The organism is Streptomyces sp. NPDC058257, assembly GCF_042881845.1.
Classification (GTDB): domain Bacteria; phylum Actinomycetota; class Actinomycetes; order Streptomycetales; family Streptomycetaceae; genus Streptomyces.
Window position 1 is genome coordinate 1,049,953 of record NZ_JBHVXJ010000001.1, and the last position, 25,564, is coordinate 1,075,516.

Below are 25,564 nucleotides of genomic sequence, written 5' to 3' on the forward strand. Positions count from 1 at the left end.
GGGTGGTTCGCGTTGCGGTGCCGTCCAGGGGGGGCGCCCTACGGTCCCTGGCGGATGCGGGGCACTCGGGTGGGTGGGAGGGAAACATCCGGCGCGAAGCGACGGGACAGGGAACCGCCCCACCCGGCCGCAGAAACACACCGACCCGGCCCCGGTGGATGCCGGGCACTCGGGCGGGTGGGCGGGAAACATCCGGCGCGAAGCGACGGGACAGGGGACCGCCCCACCGGACCGCGGAGGCGCACCAACCCGCACCCACCACGACGCACCCCCCACCGACACCCAAGTGTGACCTTCGCCTCGCCGAGGCACCCCGCGCCAGCCCTTGGCCGCGTAGTTACCGGCAAGTAGCATGGACGAGGAAAAGCGCCGCCAGGCGCCCCGCACCCTGGAGGAGAGCCATCGTGCCTCGTACCGTCAGGGACGTCGTCTTCGTAGATGGCGTCCGCACCCCGTTCGGCAAGGCGGGCCCGAAGGGCATCTACCACGAGACCCGTGCGGATGACCTGATCGTGAAGGCCATCCGGGAGCTGCTCCGCCGCAACCCGGCCCTCGACCCCGCCAAGATCGACGAGGTCGCCATCGCCGCGACCACGCAGATCGGCGACCAGGGTCTGACGCTGGGCCGCACCGCCGGGATCCTGGCGGGCCTGCCCCAGTCCGTGCCCGGCTACTCCATCGACCGCATGTGTGCGGGCGCGCTGACCGCCGTGACGGCGACCGCGGGCTCCATCGCGTTCGGTGCGTACGACGCCGTCATCGCCGGTGGCGTCGAGCACATGGGCCGCCACCCCATGGGTGAGGGCGTCGACCCGAACCCCCGGTTCGTGAGCGAGAAGCTCGTCGACGAGTCCGCCCTCTTCATGGGCATGACGGCCGAGAACCTGCACGACCGCTACCCGGGCATCACCAAGCAGCGCGCCGACGAGTACGCCGTGCGCTCGCAGGAGAAGGCCGCCAAGGCGTACGCCAACGGCAAGATCCAGCAGGACCTGGTGCCCGTCTCCGTACGACGGACGAACGAGGAAGCCGGCGAGACCGGTTGGGGTCTGGCGACCGCCGACGAGCCGATGCGTCCCGGCACCACCCTGGAGAGCCTAGCCGGCCTCAAGACGCCGTTCCGTACGCACGGCCGCGTCACCGCGGGCAACGCCGCGGGCCTCAACGACGGCGCCACGGCGTCGATCATCGCCTCCGAGGACTTCGCCCGCGAGCACGACCTGCCGGTCAAGATGCGCCTGGTCTCGTACTCCTTCGCGGGTGTCGAGCCCGAGGTCATGGGCTACGGGCCCATCCCGGCCACGGAGAAGGCGCTCGCCCAGGCGGGCCTCTCCATCTCCGACATCGGTCTCTTCGAGATCAATGAGGCCTTCGCCGTGCAGGTGCTCGCCTTCCTTGAGCACTACGGCATCGCGGACGACGACACACGCGTGAACCAGTACGGCGGCGCCATCGCGTACGGCCACCCCCTCGCCTCCTCCGGCGTACGTCTGATGACGCAGCTGGCGCGGCAGTTCGAGGAGCAGCCGGACGTCCGCTACGGCCTGACGACGATGTGCGTCGGCTTCGGCATGGGCGCCACCGTCATCTGGGAGAACCCGAACCACAAGGACGCCGGAGGCGACAAGTGAGCAGCTCCACCAGCTCCACCACCGAGCTTCTGAAGGGCGCGGCCGAGCTGTTCCCGGACGAGGTCGTCACGCAGGCGCACGTACGCCACCTCGACCTGCCCGCGGGCGCCGGGCGCTTCGCGCTCATCACGCTCGACAACGGCTTCGACCACACCAAGCCGACCACCTTCGGTCCGGGCTCGCTCGCGAACCTGAACACCGCCATCGACCAGGTCGAGAAGGAGGCGGCCGAGGGCACGATCGTCGGTGTCGGTGTCACCGGCAAGCCGTTCATCTTCGCCGTCGGCGCCGACCTCAAGGGCGTCGAGATCCTGAAGCGCCACGAAGACGCGCTCGCCATCGGCAAGGGCGGCCACGAGGTCTTCAAGCGGCTCTCCGGGCTCGCCGTGCCGACGTTCGCGTACTACAACGGCGCTGCCATGGGCGGCGGTGTCGAGGTCGGTCTGCACTGCTCGTACCGCACCGTCTCCAAGGCGCTCCCCGCCTTCTCGCTGCCCGAGGTCTTCCTCGGTCTCGTACCGGGCTGGGGCGGCTGCGCGCTGCTCCCGAACCTGATCGGCGCCGACAAGGCCGTCTCGGTCATCATCGAGAACTCGCTGAACCAGAACCGCCAGCTCAAGGGCAAGCAGGTCTTCGAGCTCGGCATCGCCGACGCGCTCTTCGAGGGCGCGGACTTCCTGGAGCAGTCGCTGATCTGGACGGCCTCCGTCCTCAACGGCTCGCTCACGGTGGAGCGCCCCGAGATCGACCGCGGCGAGGCCTGGGACGCCGCTGTGGCGCGTGGCCGCGGCATCGCGGACTCCAAGGTGCACGGTGCGGCCCCGGCCGCCTACCGCGCCCTGGAGATCATCGCGGCCGCCAAGGACGGCGACCCGCAGCAGGGCTTCGACGCCGAGGACAAGGCGCTCGCCGACCTCATCATGGGCGGCGAACTGCGCAGCGGCATCTATGCGTTCAACCTCGTCCAGAAGCGCGCCAAGCGCCCGGCGGGCGCCCCGGACAAGAACCTGGCGCGCCCGGTCACCAAGGTCGGCGTCGTCGGCGCGGGACTGATGGCCTCGCAGCTGGCGCTGCTCTTCCTGCGCCGCCTCGAAGTGCCGGTCGTCCTGACCGACATCGACCAGGCGCGCGTCGACAAGGGCGTCGGCTACGTCCACGAGGAGATCGACAAGCTCCTCCTCAAGGGCCGCGTCAACCAGGACAAGGCGAACCGCCTCAAGGGCCTGGTCTCCGGTGTCCTGGACAAGGCCGAGGGCTTCTCCGACGCCGACTTCATCATCGAGGCCGTCTTCGAGGAGATCGGCGTCAAGCAGCAGGTGTTCGCCGAGGTGGAGGCCGTCGCCCCGGCGCACGCCATCCTCGCCACCAACACCTCCTCGCTCTCGGTCTCCGAGATGGCGTCGAAGCTGAAGCACCCCGAGCGGGTCGTCGGCTTCCACTTCTTCAACCCCGTCGCGATCCTCCCGCTCCTGGAGATCGTGCGCGGCGAGCAGACGGACGACGCCTCCCTTGCCACGGCCTTCGGTGTCGCCAAGAAGCTGAAGAAGACCGCGGTCCTGGTGAAGGACGCCCCGGCGTTCGTCGTGAACCGCATCCTCACCCGCTTCATGGGCGAGATCCAGAACGTCATCGACGAGGGCACCCCCGTCGAGGTCTCCGAGAAGGCCATCGAGCCGCTCGGTCTGCCGATGTCGCCGCTGGTGCTCCTGGAGCTGGTCGGCCCCGCCATCGGCCTGCACGTCTCCGAGACGCTCAACCGCGCCTTCCCCGAGCGCTTCACGGTCTCCCCGAACCTCGCGGCGGTCGTCAAGGCCGGCAAGCGCGGCTTCTACGTCTACGACTCCGGCCGGCCGGAGCTCGACCCCGAGGTCGCGGCTCTCCTCAAGCAGGGCGACGTCGTCCTGACCGAGGAGCAGGTCCGCGACCGCGTGCTCGACGCCGTGGCGCAGGAGATCGGGCTCATGCTCGACGAGGGTGTCGTCGCCGAGGCCCAGGACATCGATCTCTGCCTGATCACCGGTGCGGGCTGGCCCTTCCACCTGGGCGGCATCACGCCGTACCTGGACCGCGAGGGTGTCAGCGAGCGGGTCAACGCCAAGCGGTTCCTCGCGCAGGGCGTGGCGAGCGTCCCGGCGTAACTCCTCGCCCCGGCACGTCAACACGGCTGGGCCGTACGGGATTCGCTCCCGTACGGCCCAGCCGTCGTTCCCGTGCCCCCAGCGGCGTCAGAGCGTGGTCCACGCCTCCAGGGCGAGCCCCTTCTCCGCCTTCTGGCGGGCGAGTCGCAGCGTCCCGTCGGCGCCGACGGCCGCGATGACCACGCGGCCGTGCGCGTCGAGGGCCAACGCCGGTGCGCCGACGCACGGTTCACCGGTCTCGGCCCACCACAGTCCGGCGTCCTCGTCCTCGGTGGGGAACGCGGCGATCGCCGGGCGCCCGGTGCTCGTGCGGTGCGCGAGGACCGTGCAGTCGTGGCCGTCTATGGTCGTCCGCACGGCCGCCGTGGCCTCGGTGCCGGGGGCGCCGCCGAGCGGGAGGGCGGGGCCGCCGTCCGCGAGGCGGTGGGCCAGGACGCCGCTGCCCTGGACGTCGGCGGCGTAGTACGTGAGGCGGTCGGGGGCGGTCTCCAGAGCGGTGCCGGAGCCGGGGGCCGGGGCGAGCGGCACATCGTCAGCGCGCAGCAGCTCACCGCCACGCTCCTCCTGGGCCCAGCGCAGGGTCGCCTCGGCGCCGGGCGCGAGGACCTCCACGCGGCCCGCGGACGTGGCGAGGGCGACGATGCCGTCCATGGCCTTGCGGACCTTGAAGTCCTTCCAGCCCTCCCACTTGCCGCCCTTGCCCTCGCGGCGCATCCGGACACTGTTCACCGCGTCCCGTACGAAGACGTGGACCGTGCCCGCGGCGTCGACCGCGGCTGCGGGAGCGCCGAGGTGCGGCGCGCGCTCGACGAGCTTGGTGTGCGGGTTGCCCAGGGACCGCCAGTCCATGAGGGGCCGACCCGACTGGTACTGGACCGAGTGCACGATGTCGACGGCCGTCTTTCCCTCGGCGTCGAGCTTCTCGCGGCGGCCGAGGAAGTGCACGTAGCCGTCGGCGCCCTGTGCCAGGGTGAGGTAGGTCAGGTCGGGCACCTCGAAGAACTCCGGTCCCCTCCAGTCCGGGCCGCCGGGCGCGCTCTCCGTCCAGCGCAGCAGTCCGTCCTCGGTGCGGGTGTACGCGGTGAGGCGGCCGTCCCGGCCGCGCAGCAGCCAGCGGGCGCTCTCAAGGACACCGGTGCTCACGGTTCTCGACCTCGACGACATGACTCGGCGGCACCTTCCACGTCCCTATCGACGTCCACGTACGCACAACGTTCTACTCGTTAGTTTACGTTTGCCGTATGAGAACTCTCGTCGTGGTGGACGCCGCGAACGTCGTCGGGTCCGTACCCGACGGCTGGTGGCGTGATCGCCGCGGTGCCGCGGAGCGACTGCGCGACGGGCTCGTGGGGTACGCGGAAGAGGGCCTGCCGGGATATCCGGGGCCGCTGGAGATCGTCCTCGTGGTCGAGGGCGCGGCGCGGGGTGTGGATTCCGTGCCCGGCGTACGCGTCGAGAGCGCGCCCGGCAGCGGCGACGACCGCATCGCGGAGCTGGCCGCCGAGGCCGCTGGCCGCCCCTGCCTCGTCGTCACGGCCGACCGTGAACTGCGGGGCAGGGTGGCCGGGTCGGGGGCCCGGTGCGCGGGCCCCCGTACGGTTCGCCCCTAGGGCCGGTCTGGCGGGGGATGCTCTAGAGGCGCTTCGCGCTCCGCAGGGTGGAGGCGTAGTAGCCGTTGCCGTCGAGGCGCGATGTGCCGCCCTTGTCGCCGATCGTCGGGCCGTTGACTTCCTCGCGGCTCGAGATGAAGAGCTTGTGGCCGTCGGCGTCATGGCCGAGGAAGATCCCCACGTGGTCCAGGCGCTGCTTGGTGCGGGCGTCCAGCTTGAAGAAGACCAGGTCACCGGGTTGGACGACGTCGATGGACTTGGGGCGGTCCGCCGAGCCGACGCCCTTGAGCTTGATGACGTCCGTACCGGCCTTGCCGCGCGCCATGCCGTTGGCGGTACGGGGCAGGCCGTCGCCCGCCTGGTCGTTGGACATCAGGGGGTAGCGGGCGCGGTAGCCGAAGACCGTGCGGACGAAGCCGGAGCAGTCCATGGAGCGGGACCGCACCTTCTCCGGCTGGATGGTGGTGCCGTTGCGGAACGTGTACGGGATGCCGAGGTAGTCGAAGAAGTCCGACTGTTCGAGGCGCAGGTCGTTGCCCGCGCTGCCGTCGGGGTTGAGAGGGCCGAAGTTGGCGTCGCCCGCGTAGGCGATGCCCTCGTCGTCCTTCTTGACCGGTGCGCCCTCCACGTACTGGAAGGCCATCGCGAAGATGTCGTCCTCCTCGCTGCCGGAGAACTCCTTGTACCAGTCCTTGAACCACTTCTCCTTCTCGGCGCCCTCACGCCAGTTCTCCGGCATCAGGCGCACCCAGTCGTTCGTCACGACGCGGGACTTGGTGTTCGCGGGCTCGGTGAAGGTGCGGCTGGGCCCTGTCAGCGTCGCGCTGCGGGCGCCGTCCGTGAAGGTGGCGATGACCTTGCCGCCCTCGGTGCGCAGGACGGAGCGGTCGGGGTTCTTGAGGCGCTCCCACTTCTGCTTCCCGCTCCCCGGCTGCCCGTTGCTGTTCTGCAGGCCGCCGGGGGTGTCGGTGACGGCCTGCACCTTGGGTGCCTTGGCTTCTTCGTCCTTGCGCAGTTCCACGGTCAGGTACGCGCTGCCCGCGAGGAGGGCGAGCACGGTCGCCGCGTGCAGGACGGGACGCTTCTTCTTGGGCGGCATGAATGACTCCTGGGAATCAGGCGGACGGCATGAAGCCGAGGAGGATCCCGGCGGTGAGGACGACGTAGGCCATGAGCGTCACCGAGCCCGTGGCGAGCAGGGTGGGGCCCTTGGGCTGGCGCACCAGCTGATAGGCGATCAGGCCGGGGACGATGAAGCCGAGGGTCTGGTTCGCGTACATGAGCGGGAACTCGATCGAGAGCACGATCATCACGGTCGCCTGGAGGGTGACGCCGAGCAGGACGACCGCGGCGAAGAGCCGCTTGCCGTAAAGGATCACGTACTTCTGCATCAGCAGGGTGCCGACGTAGGTCAGCACGGTCACGCCGAGCACCATGGCCGCGCGCTGCAGGTCCTCGACGAGGGTCAGGGCGAGCCAGCCCGGGGTGATCATGCCACCGGGCGAGAGGTTGGTCGTCAGATAGCAGACCAGGGAGAAGAGCAGCCCGAGCGCGATACCGACCGCGGCGATCTCGGGGGTGAGGACGGAGGGAATCAACGGGGCTCTCCTGGACTGTGCCACTGCTGGTCGTCGTCTTGGGCGGGCGGTACGGGCGGCACCCGCGGCTCGAACATGCCGCGGGGCGCGGGGGGCTGGGGACGCGGTTGCGGCTGCGGCTCCTGGGGCGGGTACTGCTCGTGCGGTGTGTACGGCGCGTGCGGCGCGTGAGCCTCGTACCGCTGGTCCGGAGTGCGCTGCACGGGAACGTGGACCTGCGGGACCTGCGGGACCTGCGGGACCTGCGGGACCTGCGGGACCTGCGCCTGCGGGACCTGCGGCAGCTGGACCTGCTGGAGCTGGGCCGTGGAGTACCGCGACTCGTACGCCTCCGGATAGTGCTGGTACGGATCGACGTGCGGCTCGTAGAACGGGGCGGGCTCCTCGGGAGCCTCCTCCTCGCTCTCGTCCGGCGGCAGTTCCGCGAGGCGCTCCAGGAGCAGCTCGCCCTGGCCGTGGATGTTGCCGATCGCCACGAGCGAGGAATCGGCGCCGAGCTGCGCGAGCATCTCGGCCATGAACTCCTCGGGGTCGCGCCGGTCGCCGCCGAGGTCCACGGCGCGCCCGCGCCACTCGGCGGGGATCGCGTCGATGGCGGACTTGGCGGGGTGGCCGATGACGAAGACCTTCTCCGGCTGGAGGTCGGGGATGATCTCGCCCATCTGGCCGTTGCGCTCGACACGGTCGGGACGGCAGTTGACGACCACGTGCAGCGGGCGGTGGATGGCGCCGAGGTCGAGCAGCTGGTTGATGTTCATCAGCGTCGACTCGGGGTCGTTGGCCGCGAAGACGTTGGCGAAGCGCACCTTCTTGCCGTCCTCGGTGGCATACCGCTCGACCGACAGGACACCGGGGTCCGGCGGAGCGTCGTACATGCCCTGGAGCGCCACCTCGCGACCGACGCCGAGGAGCTCGGCGACCTTCAGCGCGATCGCCACGTTCTCCTTGAAGGTGAACCAGCTGAAGCCGCGCAGCTCGTCGTCGCTCACCGTCCGGGGATCGGCGTAGATCAGCTCACAGTTCCGCGCGTCCGCCTCTTCCTTGAGGATGTCGAAACGATCCTGCTCGGCGGTGACGCAGATCCCGCCCTCCGGCATGGAGCGCGAGAGGGAGCGCGCCACATCGTCGAGGGTCGGACCCATCTCGGCGAGGTGGTCCTCACGGACGTTGCAGAGCACGCCGATCGTGGAGCGGATCAGCTTGGACTGGTTGATCTCCTGGAGCGCGGGCATGACGGCCATGCACTCGATGACCAGGGCGTCCGGGTTGTACGCGGCGGCCCGCCGCACGATGCCGATCTGCTCGACGACGTTGGCGATGCCGAACTTGCGGTAGACGGGCTCCTCGGTGGCGTCCGGGTGGATGAACCGGGCCGCGGTACCGGTGGTCTTGGCGACCGTGTTGAGCCCGCCGCCCCGCAGGGCGCCCGCGCAGAGGCGGGTGATGGAGGACTTGCCGCGGATGCCGTTGACGAGGACCCGCGACGGAATGTGCTCCAGGTTGGTGAAGTGCCGCCGCTGTTCGACGACTCCGGCCACCAACAGGATGGCGCCGCACACCACGAGCACGGTGTAGAGGAAGAGCACGGGGTTCAGTTCCTTCCGGCGAGGTCGGCCGTGGCGCCGTCCCGCTTGCGCTGTGTGCCCGTCGGCAGTTGCTGCCGCAGGAGTTCCAGGCTGCGGGTGACGGCGCCGACCTCGTCGTGGTGGCGCGGGTAGAGGACGGTGCGGCGGTCCCCGTCGGCGAGCGCCTCGGCCTGGTCGGCGAGGTGCCGCAGCGGCCGTACGACGACGATGTGCAGCCAGCCGAGGCAGGCGGCCGCGGCGGTGATGCCGAGGAGGCCGGCGAGGACGGTGCGGTTCTGCAGGCTGTACTCGGGGATGGCCAGGCTCGACGCGGGCTGCCAGCTGAGCACGGTCCAGCGCAGCGAACCGGCGGCGCCGCCGCCCGCGAAGGGCGCCGCGGCCGCGATCTCGATCCCGTCGCCACCGCCGCGGTAGAGGACGCCGCTGGGGCGCGGGCTGAGGCCCACCTTCTGCCCGGTGCCCTCCGCGAGCGCGTCGAGCCGTCCGTTGGGCAGGCTCTCGAACTCGCGGTAGCCGGTGTTGGCGCCGATCACCTTGCGCTTCTCGTCGACCACGCGGACCTCACCGAGGCCGGGGCGCTTGAGCAGCGAGTTGAGGAACTCGATACGGAACTCGCCGACCACGGCGGCTCCTTCGCGGCCCGGCACCTCGGCCGTACCGAAGATGACCGGCTCCTTGCCGCCCTCGTCGACGACCCGGATGGCCTCGTTCGAGGGCCCCTTGCCGGACGGGCTGCGCGGGTCGTCGCCCGCCTTCGCCAGGACCTCGCCCCGCGCGTCGAGCACGTAGAGGGACTGGTAGCGGCCGTGCTGGTTCAGGGTGCTCTCAAGGACCTTGGCCATGTCGGAGGCCTCGGTGCGGTCGCCCATGAGGGAGGCGACCGATGTGAGGTCGGCGTGGCCTTCATTGAGGGCGCGGCGGACCCGGTCGGTGAGGGTGTCGGTGCGTTCCCGCTGGTCGTTGACCATCTGCTGGGGTACGACGACGGTATCGCCCGCGCGGTTGAGCATCAGCATCAGCGGCGCGGACCACGCGAGCAGGAGGACCGCGCAGACCCCGATCAGGGTGCGGCTGCCGAACCTGCGGCGGCGGGCGGACTCCGGATTCGTGTCGACGGGAGCGCCGAGCAGCTGGCGGCGCAGCCGTTCGAGGGCGGCGCCGATGCGGGCGGCCTCGCCGCGGCGCGGTACGGAGACCGGCCGTTCGAGGTCGCCCCGGGTCAGCCTGCGGCCTTCGAGGAACAGCTGGATCAGCGGGCGCTGCACGGTCCGCAGGAGCAGGAAGACGGTGACTCCGCCGATGAGCAGCAGGGCGGCCGCGGCGAAGAGGCCGAAGGCCGAACTGCTGGTGGCCGTCGGGTCCTCGGCTACGGGGACCATCGCGACGACGCTCAGGCCGAGCCGGGTGGCCACGGTGGCCTCCCCCGCCTCGGGCCCGGCGAGGCTCGCGTAACCGCCGATGGCGCGCTCACCGAGGTAGCGCTCGCCGGTGAGGTGGCCGCTGACGCCGAGGAAGCCGCCGGAGCCGGGCTCCTTCGACTTGATCGGGTGCGCGCGGGTCTTCTTGGCCGCGGTCGCGGCGAAGGACGTGAGCTGCTTGTTGGACTGCTTGACCTCGTCGCGCTGCAGATCGGTGAGGACCTGCTCGGGCTCGGGGATGCCGTCGGTGCTGAGCACCTTGCCGTCCTGGCCGACGACGGCGATGGAGCGGAACTTGCCGAGGCTGATGCCGGGGAAGCGCAGGCTGCCCGAGGCGACGAGGAGCTGCTGCGGCTGTCCCTTCCAGGTGAGCAGGGCGAAGGAGAGCAGGCGCGTCTCGCCGTTCTCCAGGCGCACCATGCGCGGGGCGAGACCGTCGTCGTCCGCGAGCTTGCCGCGGTCGATGGCGGTCAGCGGCAGGTTCTCACCGCGGGCGGCGAGCAGCTTGCCCGATGAGATCTCGACGACCGCGGTGCCCATCCACTTCTGGTAGACGCTGCCGATCTTGTCGAGGACGGCGTCGGCGGGCACCGGGTCGCCCGCGCTGAAGAGCTCGGCGGTCCGGGTCAGGTCGGTGACGGACTCGTCGATGGAGGCGCGCAGTGCGATGGCGCCGTCCTCGGCGAAGTGCTGCTGAGACGACTTGATCGCTTTGGGTACGGCTTCCTGGCCGGCGCGGCCGAGGGTCAGGGCGGTGATGCCCGCGAGGGCGAGGAGCAGGACCGACAGCACGGCGATGGGGGGACGTATACCACCCAACAGGGACATGTCGGTTCTTCGGCGGACCTTGTGCCGCCGCTTCGAACGCGAAGCGGCCAAGGGAGGCTCCTCTCCTGGAGTGACGCGGGGACGCGGGTGACGGGGGAACACATGAGCGCAGAGTGATGCGTTCCGGAGTGCTTGGACTTACGAGACACCCGAAGGGATGTACGAGATATGGGAAATGTGAGCTAGCTCGCGCCGATCGCCCGACAACCCTTACGTCAGGAGACGCACCACTCCTCCGTCAGCCGATGCAGGCGGAGGTCACGGCCGAGGTCACGGTGGAGCCCCCGGCGCAGCAGCTCGCGTCAGCTGCCCGGCAGGGCCTCCAGCGGCTCAAGGCCGTCCTTGCTCGCGCCCCGGTTCAGGAGCGTGCCCTGGGTGCGCTCGAAGGCGAGGCGGTAGCGGGAGCGCTGCTCCTCGCTGAGGCCGTCGCCGTCCCGCAGGGTGGCGGCCAGGTCCAGGAGCCGGTGGTCCTGGACCGCGTCCTTGGGCAGGGCGCCCGCCTCGTCCGGGTCCGGCGGGATGTCCACGAACGTCGGCACGTACTTGGCGTCGACGTCCCACTTCCCACCTCGCTTGACGAACTCGAACCAGCCGATGGCGCCCTCTTCGGTCAGTCCGTTCGGCACGTCGTGCCGGGCGATCTGGTTGCCGAGTCCGTACGCGACCCAGGTGCCGTCGACCTTCTCCATCGGCTGGACGACGTGCGCGTGGTGGCCGATGACGAGGTTCACGCCGGTCTCACGGGCGATCCTGCGGGCCAGCTTGAGCTGCGAAGAGCTGGCGTTGGGCTGGTTCTCACGCCCCCAGTGGATGCTGAGGATCACGACGTCGGCGCCCGCCGCGCGCGCCTTCTTCTCGGCGGCGGCGATCGCGTCGAACTTGTTCTGGTTCACGATCCACGGCTTGTCCTTGGGGACCTCGCGGCCGTTGAACCCGAACGCGAAGGCTATCTGCGCGACCTTGACGCCCTTCACCTCGGTGATGAGCGGTTTGCCCGCTTCCGCCGCGCTGCGCGCCGATCCCGTGTGCCTCAGGCCCGCCTTGTCGAGCGTGTTCAGGGTGCGGGTGACTCCGGCGGGGCCGTGGTCGAGCGTGTGGTTGGACGCGGTCGAGCACTGGTCGTAGCCGACGTCCTTGACCGCCGTGGCGATCTGCGGCGGCACGAGGAAATCGGGGTAGCTCTGGAAGGGGCCGCCCGGTTTGCCCACCACCGGCTCGAAGTGGCAGATGCCGAGGTCGGCCTTGCTGATGACGGGTTTGATCCCGGCCATCATCGGCCCGAAGTCGATGCCCTTCTCGCCCTTGCCCGTGGCCTTGGCGTCCTTGCGCGCCTGATCGGTCAGTTGCGGGTGGATCAGGATGTCGCCCGCCGCGGCGACGGTGAACGAGGGGCCGCCGTCGGCGGCGGGCTTGCCGTCGTCGCCGAAGGGGCCGCAGGCGGTGGCGGTGCCGGCGAGCAGGAACGCGGAGGCCGCACAGGTCACAAAATGCCTGCGGGAGGGACGTGTCATCACAGGGATATCTTTATACAACCATGAAGTACTCCCGCACCCGACCGATGACGATCGCAAAGAGGCTCGGGGTCGTCGCCGCCGTGACGGCGGTCGCCCTCAGCCTCGTACAGTGCGACTCGGCCCCCTCGGACACGTCGGCCCCCTCGGACACGTCGGACGCCCCGGGCCCCTCGGACAAGGGCCACAAGCCCTCCGGCCGCCCCGGCCTGGCACGGCTGATCACCGACTACACCTCCGGCTTCCACGAGGACAGCGGATACCGCCACCCCACGCGCGAGGACCGGCGCGCGGTGGCCGCGGGCGTCGCGCTGCTCCTCGACCACAAGCGCACGGAGGCCGAGCGCCGCCTGGGCGACGTGGACTTCGCGGTGCGCACGGTCACCGACAGGGCGAGCGGCCGACGGTTCGCCGAGGTCGCCGACCGCTCCGAGGGCGGCGCGGCACCGCGCGGCTGGGGGCGGGTCTACATCGACCTCGAATCGCCAGTCCGCTGGTCGGTCCAGATCCCGCACCCCGTCGCCGACCGGTACACGGAACGGCTCGGCGCGGAGCTCCTGAGCCGCTCCCCCGGTGGCGTGCTGGTCGTCGCGGGAGCACATCGCAAAGCCGGGCGCGGTGACGCGGCGGATGTGGCGCACCGCAGGGACAGCGTCTTTCACGCCATTTGCGCCGAACTCGTACGCCGTGGGCTCCCCGGTGTGCAGCTGCACGGGATGGATGACGACTCCGCGCCGAAGCACGATGTCGTCGCCTCCACGGGCCGGGGCAGGGAGGCCGTCGCTGAGGGCCGCGACCTCGCTGACGCGCTGCGGGAGCGGGGCTACGACGTCTGCCGGGCCTGGGCCAGGTCGTGCCCGCTCGCGGGCCGCACCAATGCGCAGGGGCGGACGGCGGCGGCGCACGATGTGCCCTTCCTGCACGTCGAGTTCGGCGCCCGCATCCGCGAGGACCGCGACCGCTCGCGGGAGACGGTCGAGGCGCTGGTGGACGTCACGCGCAGTTGGCGGCACGACGGTTGACCGCCGCGCTCACCGGCCGCGGCCAATCCTCACCGCCCCCGGCCCGCGCGGGCGTACACCACCGCCCCCTCGACCCGCAGCACCGGACGGTAGCCCTCCGTGAGGATCCGCCGCAGTGACGGCACCCGGTCCGGGCCGTACGGTTTGCCCCGGGAGTCGTCGACCACGAGCTTCGGCGGGTGGCGGCGCAGCTCTTCGCGGAAGACGGGCCAGGTGCCCTCGACCGCGTACTTCTCCCCCACCTGAGGGCCGTTGCGGCCCCCGCTGTAGTTGGTGAGCAGCCCGGCCGTGAGGTAGCGGCTCGCGGGGGCGCGGTCGGCGAGCCAGTACGTCTCCGGGTGTATGCCCCACACCAGCACCTTGTCCTCGGGCCCGGCGGCATGGGACCCAATCACCTCCGCGAGCCGTTTCGCGTGCGCGAGGTCGGGGCGGGGTGCCAGGAAGCCCCAGGCCAGGAACACCGCGCACGAGCACCCCGTGGCGACGATCGCCCTAACCGTCCGTTCACGCGGCAGGATCTGCAACGCCGCCGTGCCGAGCAAGGCGAGCGGCGGCATGAGTTGCAGGTAGTAGTGGCCGAAGAAGTGGAAGCCGAGCAGTACCGCCGCCGCCGAGGACGCGAGCCACAGCCACAGCTCCGGCGCCCCCGTACGGGCGACGCGCAGGACGCGCACGACCGCCGGGACGATCCCCGCGCACACCCCCGCGAGGAGCAAGGTGTTCACCAACCCCCGCCCCAGTACGTGGAGTTCGGAGCCGGTGAAGGAGGCGTACGCGCCCGAACCCGTCACCGTCCAGAACACGAGGCCCGAAGGGGTCGTCAGGGCTGCCGCGGCGAGCAGGGGAGCACACAGGCCTGCCGCCAGGCGGGCCACGGACGGCCGGGGCGCTCCCTCCCGCCACAGCAGCCAGGCCACCGGCAGAAGCACCGCTCCCCCGGTCTGCTTGGCCAGCAGCGCGCAGGCCACCGCCACCCCCGCGGCGCCCCATCGGCGGCGGTCCGCGCACCACATGGCGGCCGCCGTGCACGGCAGCATGAAGATCTCGAAGGTGGCCGCCTGGGCGTCCTGCGGGTTCAGGCCGATCGAGATCAGCAGGTGCACCACACCCGCCGTACGCCCCGCGCCGTCCCCCCAGCGCCGCCGGGCCAGCGAGGCAAGGAGCGCCGCCGTCAGGAGCTGCGCGGTGACGGCGAGCACCTTCAGCGGCAGGAGCGAGGAGTCGCCGAAGAGGGCGAAGGACCCCTCGTAGAGCCAGGGGACGAGGGGCGGCTTGCGGTCGACGACCGTCTCGTAGAGCTCGCCACCGTGCGCCAATATCCGCGCCTGCACGGCGAGATAGCCCTCGTCCGGGCTCCACAGCGGCCCCCGGAAGGAGGGCAGCCGGGTCACGCACGCCAGGGCGGCGAGCAGCGGGAGCAGGCGCGCCCAGTAGGTGCCCCCGCCGCCGGGAACGTGCTCCACGAGCGGACCCGGCCCCGGAAGGGCGCGTACGGAGCGTAGCGGTGTGGTGGATGCGACGGGCATGCGACGCACGCTATCCGGCCCCGCAGTCCCCATCGGAACGGGACATACGGGGCCGGGAGTGAAGAGGTGCGAAGGAACTGGCGAGGAGTGGTGACTACCGTGCGTCGTCAGCCTGCGCTTCGCGCTGGTGCAGACGGCTGTGCGAGCGGCCGTACACGAAGTAGATCACCACGCCGATGACCATCCAGACGGCGAACCGCAGCCAGGTCTCGGCGGGCAGGTTCAGCATCAGCCACAGCGAGGCGAGCACCGACACGACGGGGATGAACGGCACCAGCGGAGTGCGGAAGGCGCGCGGCAGGTCGGGGCGCTGCTTGCGCAGCAGGACGACGCCGATCGCGACCACCACGAAGGCGAACAGCGTCCCGATGTTGACCAGTTCGGCCAGCTCGTCGATGGAGGTGAAGCCCGCGACGATCGCGACGATCCCGCCGAGCAGGAGCGTCGAACGGTAAGGGGTGCCGAACTTCGGGTGGACCTTGGAGAAGGTCTGGGGCAGCAGTCCGTCACGGCTCATCGCGAAGAAGACGCGGGCCTGGCCGAGCAGCAGGATCATGCAGACCGAGGTCAGGCCGACCGCCGCGCCGAAGCTGATCAGGCCCGCCCAGAAGGGGTGTCCGACGGCCTTGAAGGCGTCCGCGAGCGGCGCGTCCGTGGAGAGGTCGGTGTACTTCTGCATCCCTGTGACGACGACGGAGACGGCGACGTACAGGATCGTGCAGATGATGAGCGAGCCGAAGATGCCGCGCGGCACGTCCCGCTGCGGGTTGCGCGTCTCCTCCGCCGCCGTCGCGACGACGTCGAAGCCGATGAACGCGAAGAAGACCACGGCCGCCGCGGTGAAGATGCCCATCACGCCGAAGTGCGAGGGCGTGAAGCCGAACATCAGCTGGACGAGCGGCGCGGCGATGCCGCTGCCGCCCTCGGCGGCCTGGGACGGCGGGATGAACGGGTCGTAGTTGGAGCCGGTGATGAACAGGGCGCCGACGATGACGACCAGGAGCACCACCGTCACCTTGATGGCGACGATGACGTTCGTGACCCGCGAGGACAGCTTCATCCCGATGACCAGGATGCCGGTCAGGACGAGCACCAGGACACAGGCGAGCAGGTCGAAGCCGAATTTCCCCTCGTGCGTGCCGCTCAGCGCCTGCGGCATGTGCAGGCCCGCCGTGTCGAGGAGCGAGCGCATGTAGCCCGACCAGCCGACGGCGACCACAGCGCAGCCCAGCGCGAGCTCCAGGATGAGGTCCCAGCCGATGATCCAGGCCGGCAGCTCCCCCAGCGACGCGTAGGAGAAGGTGTACGCCGATCCCGCCACCGGCACGGTCGACGCGAACTCGGCGTAACAGAGCGCCGCGAGGCCGCAGACGAGTCCCGCGACGACGAAGGCGAGGGCGACCGAGGGCCCCGCCGTCTCCTTGGCGATCTTTCCGGTCAGTACGAAGATGCCGGTGCCGATGATGACGCCGACGCCGAAGACCGTGAGATCGAGGGCGGACAGCGACTTCTTGAGCGCGTGCTCCGGCTCCTCCGTGTCCCTGATGGACTGCTCGACACTCTTCGTCCTGAAGAGGGTGCTGCTCACGGGCGTACCTCCCACGATTGTCGTCCCACGCGCTGGTCGTCGCTTGTCGACGCTTGTCGTCGCTTCTCGTCCTCGACATGATCGAGAGGCCGACTACCCCGTATGCCCCGGCACGGGCCCATTCACGCGAATGGGCCGGTTCCACCACCCGTACAGGGTGCTGGAACCGGCCCATCGGCGGTGCGGGTTGACTCAGTCGCGCGCGGGCTCCCCCGCCTCGACGGAGTCCACGGCGGCCGTGCGTTCGAAGCGCCCGTCCAGCTTGGCGACCAGGCCGGTGACCTGGCGGGAGATGTCCGGGGCCGTCAGACCGATCTCCGCCATCACCTCCTTGCGCGACGCGTGGTCCAGGAAGCGCGGCGGGATGCCGAAGTCACGCAGCGGCACGTCGACGCCCGCGTCGCGCAGCGCCTGGGAAATGGCCGAACCGACACCACCCGCGCGGGAGTTGTCCTCGACGGTGACGACCACGCGGTGCTGCTCGGCGAGCGGTGCGAGCGCCTCGTCGACGGGCTTGACCCAGCGGGGGTCGACGACGGTCGTCGTGATCCCCTGCTTGTCCAGGAGGCCCGCGATCTCCAGGCACATCGGCGCGAGGGCGCCCACGGAGACCAGGAGGACGTCGGGGCGGTCGGTGCCCGCCTCGCGCAGGACGTCCATGCCGCCGACCTTGCCGACGGCCTTGACCGCCGGGCCGACCGCGCCCTTGGAGTAGCGGACGACGGTCGGGGCGTCGTCGACCTCGACGGCCTCGCGCAGCTGGAGGCGGACCTGGTCGGCGTCGCGCGGGGCGGCGATGCGCAGGGTGGGCACGCACTGCAGGATCGACATGTCCCACATGCCGTTGTGCGATGCGCCGTCCGTGCCGGTGACGCCCGCCCGGTCCAGGACGAAGGTGACGCCGCACTTGTGCAGGGCCACGTCCATCAGGAGCTGGTCGAAGGCGCGGTTGAGGAAGGTCGCGTACACGGCGAAGACGGGGTGCAGACCGCCGGTGGCTAGGCCCGCCGCCGATGTGGCCGCGTGCTGCTCGGCGATGCCGACGTCGTAGACCCGGTCGGGGAACTCCTCGGCGAACTTCTTCAGACCGACCGGCTGCAGCATGGCGGCGGTGATCGCGACGACGTCCTCGCGCTCCCGGCCGAGCTTGACCATCTCCTCGCCGAAGACGGACGTCCAGTCCATGCCGGACGCGGCGATGGGCAGGCCCGTGTCGGGGTGGATGACGCCGACGGCGTGGAAGTGGTCGGCCTCGTCCTCCAGGGCGGGCTTGTAGCCGCGGCCCTTCTCCGTGATGCAGTGCACGATGACCGGGCCGCCGAAGCGCTTGGCGCGCGTCAGGGCGGACTCCAGGGCCTCGATGTCGTGGCCGTCGATCGGGCCGACGTACTTCAGGCCGAGGTCCTCGAACATGCCCTGCGGGGCGATGAAGTCCTTGAGGCCCTTCTTCGCACCGTGCAGCGTCTCGTAGAGGGGCTTGCCGACGACCGGGGTGCGCTCCAGGAAGTCCTTGCCGCGGGCCAGGAAGCGCTCGTAGCCGTCGGTGGTGCGCAGGGTCGCCAGGTGGTTCGCGAGGCCGCCGATGGTCGGGGCGTACGAACGCTCGTTGTCGTTGACGACGATCACCAGGGGGCGGTCCTTGGCGGCGGCGATGTTGTTCAGGGCCTCCCAGGCCATACCGCCGGTGAGCGCGCCGTCACCGATGACGGCGACCACGTGGTCGTCCTTGCCCCGCACCTCGTTGGCCTTGGCGAGGCCGTCGGCCCAGCCCAGGACCGTCGAGGCGTGCGAGTTCTCGATCACGTCGTGGTCGGACTCGGCGCGCGAGGGGTAGCCGGACATGCCGCCCTTGGTGCGCAGCTTGGCGAAGTCCTGGCGGCCGGTGAGCAGCTTGTGCACGTAGCTCTGGTGGCCGGTGTCGAAGAGCACCTTGTCCTGCGGGGACTCGAAGACGCGGTGCATGGCGATCGTGAGCTCGACCACACCGAGGTTGGGGCCGAGGTGGCCGCCTGTCTTGGAGACTGCGTCGACGAGGAAGGCGCGGATCTCGCCGGCCAGCTGGTTCAGCTCCTCGGGGCTGAGCCGGTCCAGATCGCGCGGTCCCCTGATGCGGGTCAGCAGCGGCACCCGTGCCTCCTTGCAGTAGAGCTGTTCGAGCGTTGACCGGATGTTGCCGGGCCTGTTGAGTCTAATGTTCCGTCGTTGACGACGGCGCCTGGGCCGTGAGTTGCGCGTCACGCGATCGGCGGTACGCCGGCGCCGCCCCGCAGGCGCACAGAGAGCTGCCCGGCACCGCGCCATTGCGGTACCGGGCAGCTCTGCTCTGGGTTCTGGCAGGTCAGGCGCGTCCTGCCGTCTTCTGGGTCTTACGGGTGATGGAGTCGATCACGACCGTGGCGAGCAGTACGCCACCGGTGATCATGTACTGGACCGGCGTCGCGATGCCTTCGAGCGCCAGGCCGTACTGGATCGAAGTGATGACCATGACACCCAGGAGGGCGTTCCAGGTGCGGCCCCGGCCGCCGAAGAGGCTGGTGCCGCCGATGACGGCCGCCGCGATGGCGTTCATCAGGAGGTCACCGGTGCCGGCGCCCTGGTTGGCCGCGGCGATCTTGGAGGCCATGAAGAGGCCGCCCGCCGCCGCGAACGTACCGGCGATCGCGTAGACCGACGTACGGATCAGGGTGACGTTGATACCGGCGCGGCGGGACGCCTCGACGCTGCCGCCGAGGGCGAAGACCTTGCGGCCGTAGGTCGTGCGGCGCAGCACGAAGTCGGTGCCGACCAGGAAGACCAGGAAGATCACCAGGGCGAGGGGCAGGCCCTTGTACTGGTTGAACATGATCGCGGCGGCGAAGGCCACCACCGCGAGGACCACGGTGCGCACGATGATCTCGCTCAGCGGCCTGGACGGCACACCGGCCGCGTCACGGCGGCGGCTGTCGAAGAAGGCCGAGAGGAAGAAGGCGGCGACCGCGACCACCGCGAGGCCATAGGCCGCGGCGACGTCCGTGAAGTAGTACGAGGTCAGCTTGGCGATCAGGCCTTCGGAGTCCAGGTTGATCGTGCCGTTGTCGCCCAGGATCTGGAGCATGAAGCCCTGCCAGAACAGCAGGCCTGCCAGGGTGACGGCGAACGCCGGGGCGCCGATGCGCGCGAAGAAGAAGCCGTGGATGGTGCCGATCACGGTGCCGGAGAGGATGGCGACGATCATCGCGATCCACTCGGGCGCTCCGTGCGTGACGGCGAGCACGGCGGCGACCGCGCCCGCGACACCGCTGACCGAGCCGACCGACAGGTCGATCTCGCCGAGCAGCAGCACGAACACGATGCCGACCGCGATCATGCCGGTGCCGACCATGGCGACGGAGATGTTGTTGAGGTTCTCCGCGGTCAGGAAGCGCGAGTTCATCGAGGCGAAGATCGCCCAGATGATGATGAGGCCCACGACGACCGGGATGGAGCCCAGGTCACCGGCGCGCATCTTCCGCTTGAACTCGGTGATGTATCCGGCGAAGCCCTGCTCGCGCACGAGCAGGCGGGGGTCGACCGCGGTGACGGCGTCAGCGGCGGCGGCCGGGGCGTCGACCGGGGTGGAGGTCTTCTCGGTACTCACTTCTGTGCCTCCACGTTGCGCGCCGCGCGACGGGTCACGGCATTTTCCGTGGCGCCTGTGATCGCGGAGATGATCTCTTCCTGCGAGGTGGCCTTCACATCGAAGACTCCGTTGTTCCGGCCGAGCCGGAGCACCGCCACCTTGTCCGCGACGGCCTTGACGTCCGCCATGTTGTGGCTGATGAGAATGACCGCGTGGCCACGCTCGCGCAGCCGCTCCACCAGGTCGAGGACCTGGGCGGTCTGCTCGACGCCGAGGGCGGCGGTGGGCTCGTCGAGGATGACGAGCTTGGGCTCGCCGAGCATCGAGCGGGCGATCGCCACCGTCTGCCGCTGACCGCCGGAGAGCGAGGCGATCGGGATGCGGACGCTGGGTATGCGGATCGAGAGCGTGGTGAGCAGCTCGCGGGCGCGGCGCTCCATCTCGACCTCGTTGAGCACGCCACGCTTGCGCAGCTCACGGCCGAGGTAGAGATTGCCTACGACGTCGATGTTGTCGCACAGCGCGAGGTCCTGGTAGACGGTCGCGATGCCCAGGTTCTGGGCGTCGTGCGGCTTGTTGATCGATACGGCCTTGCCGTCCCACTCGATGACGCCGTCATCGATGGGATGCACGCCGGCGATCGTCTTGACCAGCGTGGACTTTCCTGCGCCGTTGTCGCCCACCAGGGCGACCACTTCACCGGCGTGGACCTCAAGCTCTACGTCGGTGAGCGCCTGGACGGCACCGAATCGCTTGGAGACCCCGCGCAACGCCAACACGGGCGTAGCGGACACGTGAACCATCTCCTTCGCCGCCTGACCGGCGGGAGGTTGAACAGAAGAGAACGAGAAGAACCAGAAGAACGAGAAGAGCCGGAACCCGGCTCGGCTCGGCTCAGCGGAACGAGAGCCGACGAGCGACCAGAGCGCGTTTCTGTCCGGCGCCCCGCCATAGCTGCGGGGCTGTTGGAGCGGGGCGCCGGACAGGGCTCAATGGTGGTGAAGTCCCGGAGAAACGGGGGGACTTACTTCAGGCCGACCTTGGCGCAGTCGGCCTTGTACTTGGCCGTGCAGATCTCGTCGACCGAGTAGATGCCGTCCTTGATGACGGTCTCCTTGATGTTCTTGTCGGTCAGCGAGACGACCGGCACGAGCACCGTGGGAACGCCCTTGGTGGTGGGGCTGTCGACCTTCGTCTTGGCGATGGAGTCGAGCTTGTCGCCCTTGCCGAGCGCGACGGCCATCTCCGCGGCGACCTTGGCCTCCTGCGGGTAGGACTTGTAGACGCTCATGAACTGCTCGCCCGCGACGATGCGCTGCACACCGGCGAGTTCGGCGTCCTGTCCGGTGACCGGCGGAAGCTTGGAGATGCCCGCGGCCTTGAGCGCGGTGATGATGCCGCCCGCCATGCCGTCGTTCGCGGAGTAGACGCCGACGATCTTGTCCTTGCCGATCGCCGAGATCGCGCCCTCCATGTTGGCGTTGGCGTTGACCGCCTTCCACTCCTTGGTGTCGTACGACTTGCCGATCTTGACCTTGCCCTTGAGCTCGGCCTCGGCGCCCTTCTTGAAGAGCTTGGCGTTCGGGTCGGTGATCGCGCCGTTCATCATCACGATCTCACCGTCCTTCGCCTTGTCGCCGAGCTTCTCCAGGAGGGCCTTGCCCTGGACGTGGCCGACCTCTTCGTTGTCGAACGAGGTGTACGCGTCGATGGGGCCCTCGGCGAGGCGGTCGTACGCCACGACCGGGATGCCCGCTTCCTTGGCCTTCTTGACCGACCCGGCGATCGCCTTGGAGTCCACCGCGTCCACGATCAACACGTCCACCTTGTTGGTGATCATCGTGTCGGCCTGCTGGTTCTGCGTGGACGCGTCCTGCTTGGCGTTCGCGTAGGTGACCTTGCCCTTGCCGTCGGTCAGATCCTTGACGGTCTTCTCGATCAGCGGCTTGTCGAACTTCTCGTAACGCGCGGTCTCGTTCTCCGGCAGGAGCAGACCTATATTCAGCGCGTCACCCTTCTTGGACCCGCCCTTATCACTCTTGTCACCGTCGGACTCCTTGGCACTGCCACAGGCAGCAAGGGTGACGGCCATCGTGGTGGCGGCAACGGCAACGGCGGCACGACGCATACGCGTGTTCATTCGGGAACCTCCCTGACGTGGCCGCGTCGTTGCGGCCGAGGTGGCTCGAAGTCAACTCGGCCGCCACACCGGCGTCAAGGAGTAAATCCTTAACGAGATGACAACGGTGCCATGCGTTATCTAAGTGAAGGCAGGTGCCGTCGCGGACAGAGAACCGTCCAAAAGCGTCGAATCGCCCATCTCGCTGAGCGCGAGTGCCAGCGCGCCCAGGACTTCGGCACGGCCTCCCAGGGCCCCGGGAAGCACGGAGAGCTGGCGCGCGGCACTGGGGATCGCATAGCGCCCCACGGACTCCCTGATGGGCCCGAGGACCAGCTCACCGGCCTCCGCGAGATCACCGCCGAGCACGACCCTGCTGGGGTTCAGGAGGTTGCAGAGGTTCGCCACACCGCTGCCGATGTGCCGCCCGACGTCCGCGATCACGCGGCGGCAGCCCGGGTCTCCCTCACGCGCCAGGGAGACAACGCGCTCCATGGTCAGCTCGGTGCCGTGGCTCGACTGGAGCAGGGGCAGCACATAGCGGGCCGCCGTGAAGGTCTCCAGGCAGCCGCGGTTGCCGCAGCGGCAGACCGGGCCCGACTCGTCCAGGGTGATGTGCCCGATCTCGCCCGCGGTGCCGCCGGGGCCGCGGTAGATCCGCCCGCTGATCACGAGCCCGGCGCCGACACCGCTCGCGACCTTGATGTACGCGAGGTCCTTGACCCCCCGGCCGCTCCCCCAGACCAGCTCGCCGAGCGCGCCGAGGTTGGCGTCGTTGTCGACGTGCACGGGGACGCCGATGCGGTCCTTGAGCTCCTCCGCGGGCTTGGTGCCCGTCCAGCCCGGCAGGATCGAGGTCGAGCCGAGCGTCCCTGACTCCACGTCGATGGGCCCCGGCACGCCGAGACCGATGCCCGCGATCTTCTCGCGGTCCACGCCGGTCACCGAGATCAGCCTGCTGACCAGCTGCTCGGCGCGGTCGAAGCCCTGCGCGGCGGACGCGTCCACGTCCAGCGGCTCGGACTCCTCGGCGAGCACCTGGTGGGCGAGGTTGCCGACCGCCACGCGCAGGTGCGTATGGCCGAAGTCGACGCCGATGACGATGCCCGCGTCACCGCTGAGCGAGACGCTGCGGGCCCTGCGGCCCCCTGCCGAGGTGGGCGTGACCTCGACCGTTCCGCCGTCCTTGAGCTCCCGGACGATGTTGGAGACCGTGGCCGCGGACAGACCTGTCGTCCTGGCGATCTCCGCCTGAGTGAGCGACCCGGCGAGCCGTACGGCACGTACGACCCGTTCGAGATTGGCCCGGTGCAGCGACGACTGCGACCCCGGAGTCTCCATTGACTCAGCCACCCTTTTCGGTATGACGTAACGGCTACTTCGCCGCCCGTACAAGTTGTGAACTCCAAGCTCTGCTGAACGGGTCAGCGCAGTCAAGTCCTTGACCCAAATCGGCACTCTCGAACAGCGGGACAGGCCGGGCCCAAGTGGCGAGGATGTACCCCAAACCACCCGGACCCGGCCTGAGAGGGCCGATCCGTTACTTGACCGATCCCGCGGTGAGACCCGAGACGACGTGCCGCTCGATGAAGGCGAACAGCACGATGACCGGCACGATCGCCACCACGGAGGCCGCGAAGAGGTAGTTCCACTCCACGGTGTAGGCGCCGATGAAGTTGTTGATGCCGACGGTCAGCGGCTGCTTGTCGGGCTCGGTGGTGAGCGTGAGGCCCATCACGAACTCGTTCCACGAGGTGATGAAAGTGAAGATCACCGCGGTGACCACACCCGGCAGCGCGAGTGGCAGCGTCACCTTGATCATGGCACCGAACCGGCTCGTGCCGTCCACCATCGCCGCCTCCTCGAGCTCGGGCGGGATCGAGCTGATGTAGGCCGTCAGGATCCACACCGCGAACGCGAGGTTGAACGCCGCGTTGGTGATGATCAGCGTCCAGACCGAGTTGAGCATGTCCAGCTGGTGGAACTCGCGGTAGAGACCGACGAGGAGGGCGGTGGGCTGGAACATCTGCGTGATGAGGACGAGGAGCAGGAAGGCCTTGCGTCCGCGGTAACGCATGCGGGCCGTGTAGTACGCGGCGGGCAGCGAGACCAGGAGCACCAGAAGTGTCGCGCCGCCCGCGACCAACAGGGTCACCTGGAGGTTCTGGCCGAGCTCCGACTCCTTCCAGACCTCGATGAAGTTCGACCACTCCAGGTCGGTCGGCAGATAGGTCCGGTCCCGCAGCTCGCTCTTGGGGCGGAGCGCGGTGATCACCATCTCCAGGTACGGAGCCAGGAAGATCGCCGCGAGCGCCCAGGCGACCACCGTGATGACCAGCGTGCGCGGCCGGAACGTGCGCTTGGGCTTGAGCTGGGGCGCGGACCCCTTCGGGGACCCCGCGCGGGGTGCCGTCGCGGTGGCCATCAGTCCTCCTCGTTCCACCGGCTGACCTTCAGGAAGATCAGCACCAGCACGACGACCATCGCGAAGTTGACCACGGACATGGCGGCGGATTCGCCGATGTCGGTCTCCTTCAGCTTGTACATGAACACCATGGTCGTGGAGGTGTCATAGCCGGGACCGCCCTGCGTCATGGCCCAGATGATCGGGAAGGAGTTGAAGACGTTGATGAGGTTGATGACCACACCGACGAGGAACGCGGGCCGCAGCATCGGCACCGTGATGTGACGGTACGTCTGCCAGGGGCCCGCCCCGTCGATCCGCGACGCCTCGTAGACCTCGCCCGGGATGGTCTGCAGACCGGCGAGCAGTGTGTACGTGGTGAAGGGCAGCGAGACGAAGACCGCGACGGCCATCATCCACGGCCAGGCCGTCCCCGGTTCGCCGAGCCAGTCCTTGGACTTGTCGATGAGGCCGAGGTCCAGCATCAGCGTGTTGAGCACGCCCGCGGTCTGGTTGAGCATCCACTTGAAGCCGATGGCGGTCATCAGGACGGATGCCGCCCAGGGCGCGATGAGCGCCCAGCGGGTGACGGTGCGGCCGGGGAACTTCTGGTTGAAGAGCTGGGCGAGGGCGAGCGAGAGCAGCATCGTCACGCTCACGACGACGACGGTCCACACGACCGTCCAGAGCAGGACCGCCCCGAAGTCGGTCTCCTCGAAGAGCTTCTTGTACTTGTCGGTCCCCGCGCTGCCGCGCACGATCCCGGCGATGGAGATGTTGAGGAACGAGGTGCGGATCAGCTCGACGACCGGCCAGATGACCACGGCGAGGATCAGCAGGATGACGGGCGCTATCCAGGGCAGCGGGCCGAGTCGCGCGATACCGCTGCGACGGCTCACCGGCCTGGGCGCGCGCCCGCTCCGTCCCCGGCCGGTGTCGGCCGGGGGCGGAGGGGCCTTGAGTGACACAAGGTCTCCTAGCGAACGG

At 69.6% G+C, this 25,564-nt stretch carries 19 protein-coding genes; 4 read left to right on the forward strand and 15 right to left on the reverse strand.

Annotated elements, in window-relative coordinates; genetic code table 11:
- The first annotated feature begins 404 nt into the window (after nt 1–404).
- Both ACFVXC_RS04575 and ACFVXC_RS04580 read left to right on the forward strand, forming a co-directional pair.
- On the forward strand, nt 405–1,631 hold the full coding sequence (locus ACFVXC_RS04575; protein ID WP_389901338.1) for a thiolase family protein: 1,227 nt from the start codon (nt 405–407) through the stop codon (nt 1,629–1,631).
- Nucleotides 1,628–3,769, forward strand: a complete 2,142-nt coding sequence (locus ACFVXC_RS04580; RefSeq protein WP_389901339.1) for a 3-hydroxyacyl-CoA dehydrogenase NAD-binding domain-containing protein — start codon at nt 1,628–1,630, stop codon at nt 3,767–3,769. The genes ACFVXC_RS04575 and ACFVXC_RS04580 overlap by 4 nt, the downstream gene beginning before the upstream one ends.
- An 87-nt stretch (nt 3,770–3,856) precedes the next feature.
- Here the strand turns inward: ACFVXC_RS04580 and ACFVXC_RS04585 are convergent, their stop codons facing one another.
- A complete protein-coding gene (locus tag ACFVXC_RS04585; protein WP_389901341.1) occupies nt 3,857–4,912 on the reverse strand; it encodes a hypothetical protein in 1,056 nt (351 codons plus the stop codon).
- A 98-nt stretch (nt 4,913–5,010) separates the two neighbouring features.
- On the opposite strand from ACFVXC_RS04585, the gene ACFVXC_RS04590 reads away from it, so the two are divergent.
- On the forward strand, nt 5,011–5,379 hold the full coding sequence (locus tag ACFVXC_RS04590) for an NTP pyrophosphohydrolase (RefSeq protein WP_389901342.1): 369 nt from the start codon (nt 5,011–5,013) through the stop codon (nt 5,377–5,379).
- A gap of 22 nt (nt 5,380–5,401) precedes the next feature.
- Here ACFVXC_RS04590 and ACFVXC_RS04595 read toward each other — a convergent pair whose 3' ends face one another.
- From ACFVXC_RS04595 to ACFVXC_RS04615, 5 genes are all read right to left on the reverse strand, one after another.
- On the reverse strand, nt 5,402–6,478 hold the full coding sequence (locus tag ACFVXC_RS04595; protein WP_389901344.1) for a C40 family peptidase: 1,077 nt from the start codon (nt 6,476–6,478) through the stop codon (nt 5,402–5,404).
- A 16-nt stretch (nt 6,479–6,494) separates the two neighbouring features.
- Nucleotides 6,495–6,977, reverse strand: a complete 483-nt coding sequence (locus ACFVXC_RS04600; RefSeq protein ID WP_389901345.1) for a poly-gamma-glutamate biosynthesis protein PgsC/CapC — start codon at nt 6,975–6,977, stop codon at nt 6,495–6,497.
- Nucleotides 6,974–8,563: a poly-gamma-glutamate synthase PgsB gene (pgsB, locus tag ACFVXC_RS04605; RefSeq protein ID WP_389901347.1), complete on the reverse strand. Its 1,590-nt coding sequence runs from the start codon at nt 8,561–8,563 to the stop codon at nt 6,974–6,976. The genes ACFVXC_RS04600 and pgsB overlap by 4 nt, the downstream gene beginning before the upstream one ends.
- Nucleotides 8,564–8,568: 5 nt before the next feature.
- Nucleotides 8,569–10,809 (reverse strand): HAMP domain-containing protein, encoded by a 2,241-nt coding sequence (locus ACFVXC_RS04610; RefSeq protein ID WP_389901583.1) that lies wholly within the window; start codon nt 10,807–10,809, stop codon nt 8,569–8,571.
- Between the two features lie 302 nt (nt 10,810–11,111).
- Nucleotides 11,112–12,320 (reverse strand): CapA family protein, encoded by a 1,209-nt coding sequence (locus ACFVXC_RS04615; RefSeq protein ID WP_389901349.1) that lies wholly within the window; start codon nt 12,318–12,320, stop codon nt 11,112–11,114.
- A 47-nt stretch (nt 12,321–12,367) separates the two neighbouring features.
- Between ACFVXC_RS04615 and ACFVXC_RS04620 the strand changes: the two genes are divergently transcribed.
- Nucleotides 12,368–13,342 carry a hypothetical protein gene (locus ACFVXC_RS04620; protein WP_389901351.1) on the forward strand — a complete coding sequence of 325 codons (975 nt, stop codon included), beginning with the start codon at nt 12,368–12,370 and terminating at the stop codon, nt 13,340–13,342.
- A gap of 29 nt (nt 13,343–13,371) precedes the next feature.
- On the opposite strand, the gene ACFVXC_RS04625 is transcribed toward ACFVXC_RS04620, so the two are convergent.
- From ACFVXC_RS04625 to ACFVXC_RS04665, 9 genes are all read right to left on the reverse strand, one after another.
- Nucleotides 13,372–14,868, reverse strand: a complete 1,497-nt coding sequence (locus ACFVXC_RS04625) for an ArnT family glycosyltransferase (RefSeq protein ID WP_389901352.1) — start codon at nt 14,866–14,868, stop codon at nt 13,372–13,374.
- Between the two features lie 94 nt (nt 14,869–14,962).
- The gene (locus ACFVXC_RS04630) at nt 14,963–16,456 is read right to left on the reverse strand and encodes an amino acid permease (protein WP_389901354.1); all 1,494 of its coding nucleotides are present in this window, start codon (nt 16,454–16,456) and stop codon (nt 14,963–14,965) included.
- Nucleotides 16,457–16,648: 192 nt separating this feature from the next.
- The gene (gene dxs, locus ACFVXC_RS04635; RefSeq protein ID WP_389901355.1) at nt 16,649–18,583 is read right to left on the reverse strand and encodes a 1-deoxy-D-xylulose-5-phosphate synthase; all 1,935 of its coding nucleotides are present in this window, start codon (nt 18,581–18,583) and stop codon (nt 16,649–16,651) included.
- Between the two features lie 211 nt (nt 18,584–18,794).
- Nucleotides 18,795–20,072, reverse strand: a complete 1,278-nt coding sequence (locus ACFVXC_RS04640) for a sugar ABC transporter permease (RefSeq protein WP_389901357.1) — start codon at nt 20,070–20,072, stop codon at nt 18,795–18,797.
- Nucleotides 20,069–20,857: an ATP-binding cassette domain-containing protein gene (locus ACFVXC_RS04645; protein WP_389901359.1), complete on the reverse strand. Its 789-nt coding sequence runs from the start codon at nt 20,855–20,857 to the stop codon at nt 20,069–20,071. The genes ACFVXC_RS04640 and ACFVXC_RS04645 overlap by 4 nt, the downstream gene beginning before the upstream one ends.
- Before the next feature lie 221 nt (nt 20,858–21,078).
- The gene (locus tag ACFVXC_RS04650) at nt 21,079–22,194 is read right to left on the reverse strand and encodes a substrate-binding domain-containing protein (RefSeq protein ID WP_389901360.1); all 1,116 of its coding nucleotides are present in this window, start codon (nt 22,192–22,194) and stop codon (nt 21,079–21,081) included.
- Between the two features lie 120 nt (nt 22,195–22,314).
- Nucleotides 22,315–23,514 carry an ROK family transcriptional regulator gene (locus tag ACFVXC_RS04655; RefSeq protein ID WP_389901362.1) on the reverse strand — a complete coding sequence of 400 codons (1,200 nt, stop codon included), beginning with the start codon at nt 23,512–23,514 and terminating at the stop codon, nt 22,315–22,317.
- 199 nt (nt 23,515–23,713) lie between these two features.
- Nucleotides 23,714–24,598, reverse strand: coding sequence for a carbohydrate ABC transporter permease (locus ACFVXC_RS04660; protein WP_389901364.1), 885 nt, complete (start codon nt 24,596–24,598; stop codon nt 23,714–23,716).
- Entirely contained in the window at nt 24,598–25,545 is a 948-nt protein-coding gene (locus tag ACFVXC_RS04665) for a carbohydrate ABC transporter permease (RefSeq protein WP_389901366.1), read from the reverse strand. The genes ACFVXC_RS04660 and ACFVXC_RS04665 overlap by 1 nt, the downstream gene beginning before the upstream one ends.
- Between the last annotated feature and the right edge of the window lie 19 nt (nt 25,546–25,564).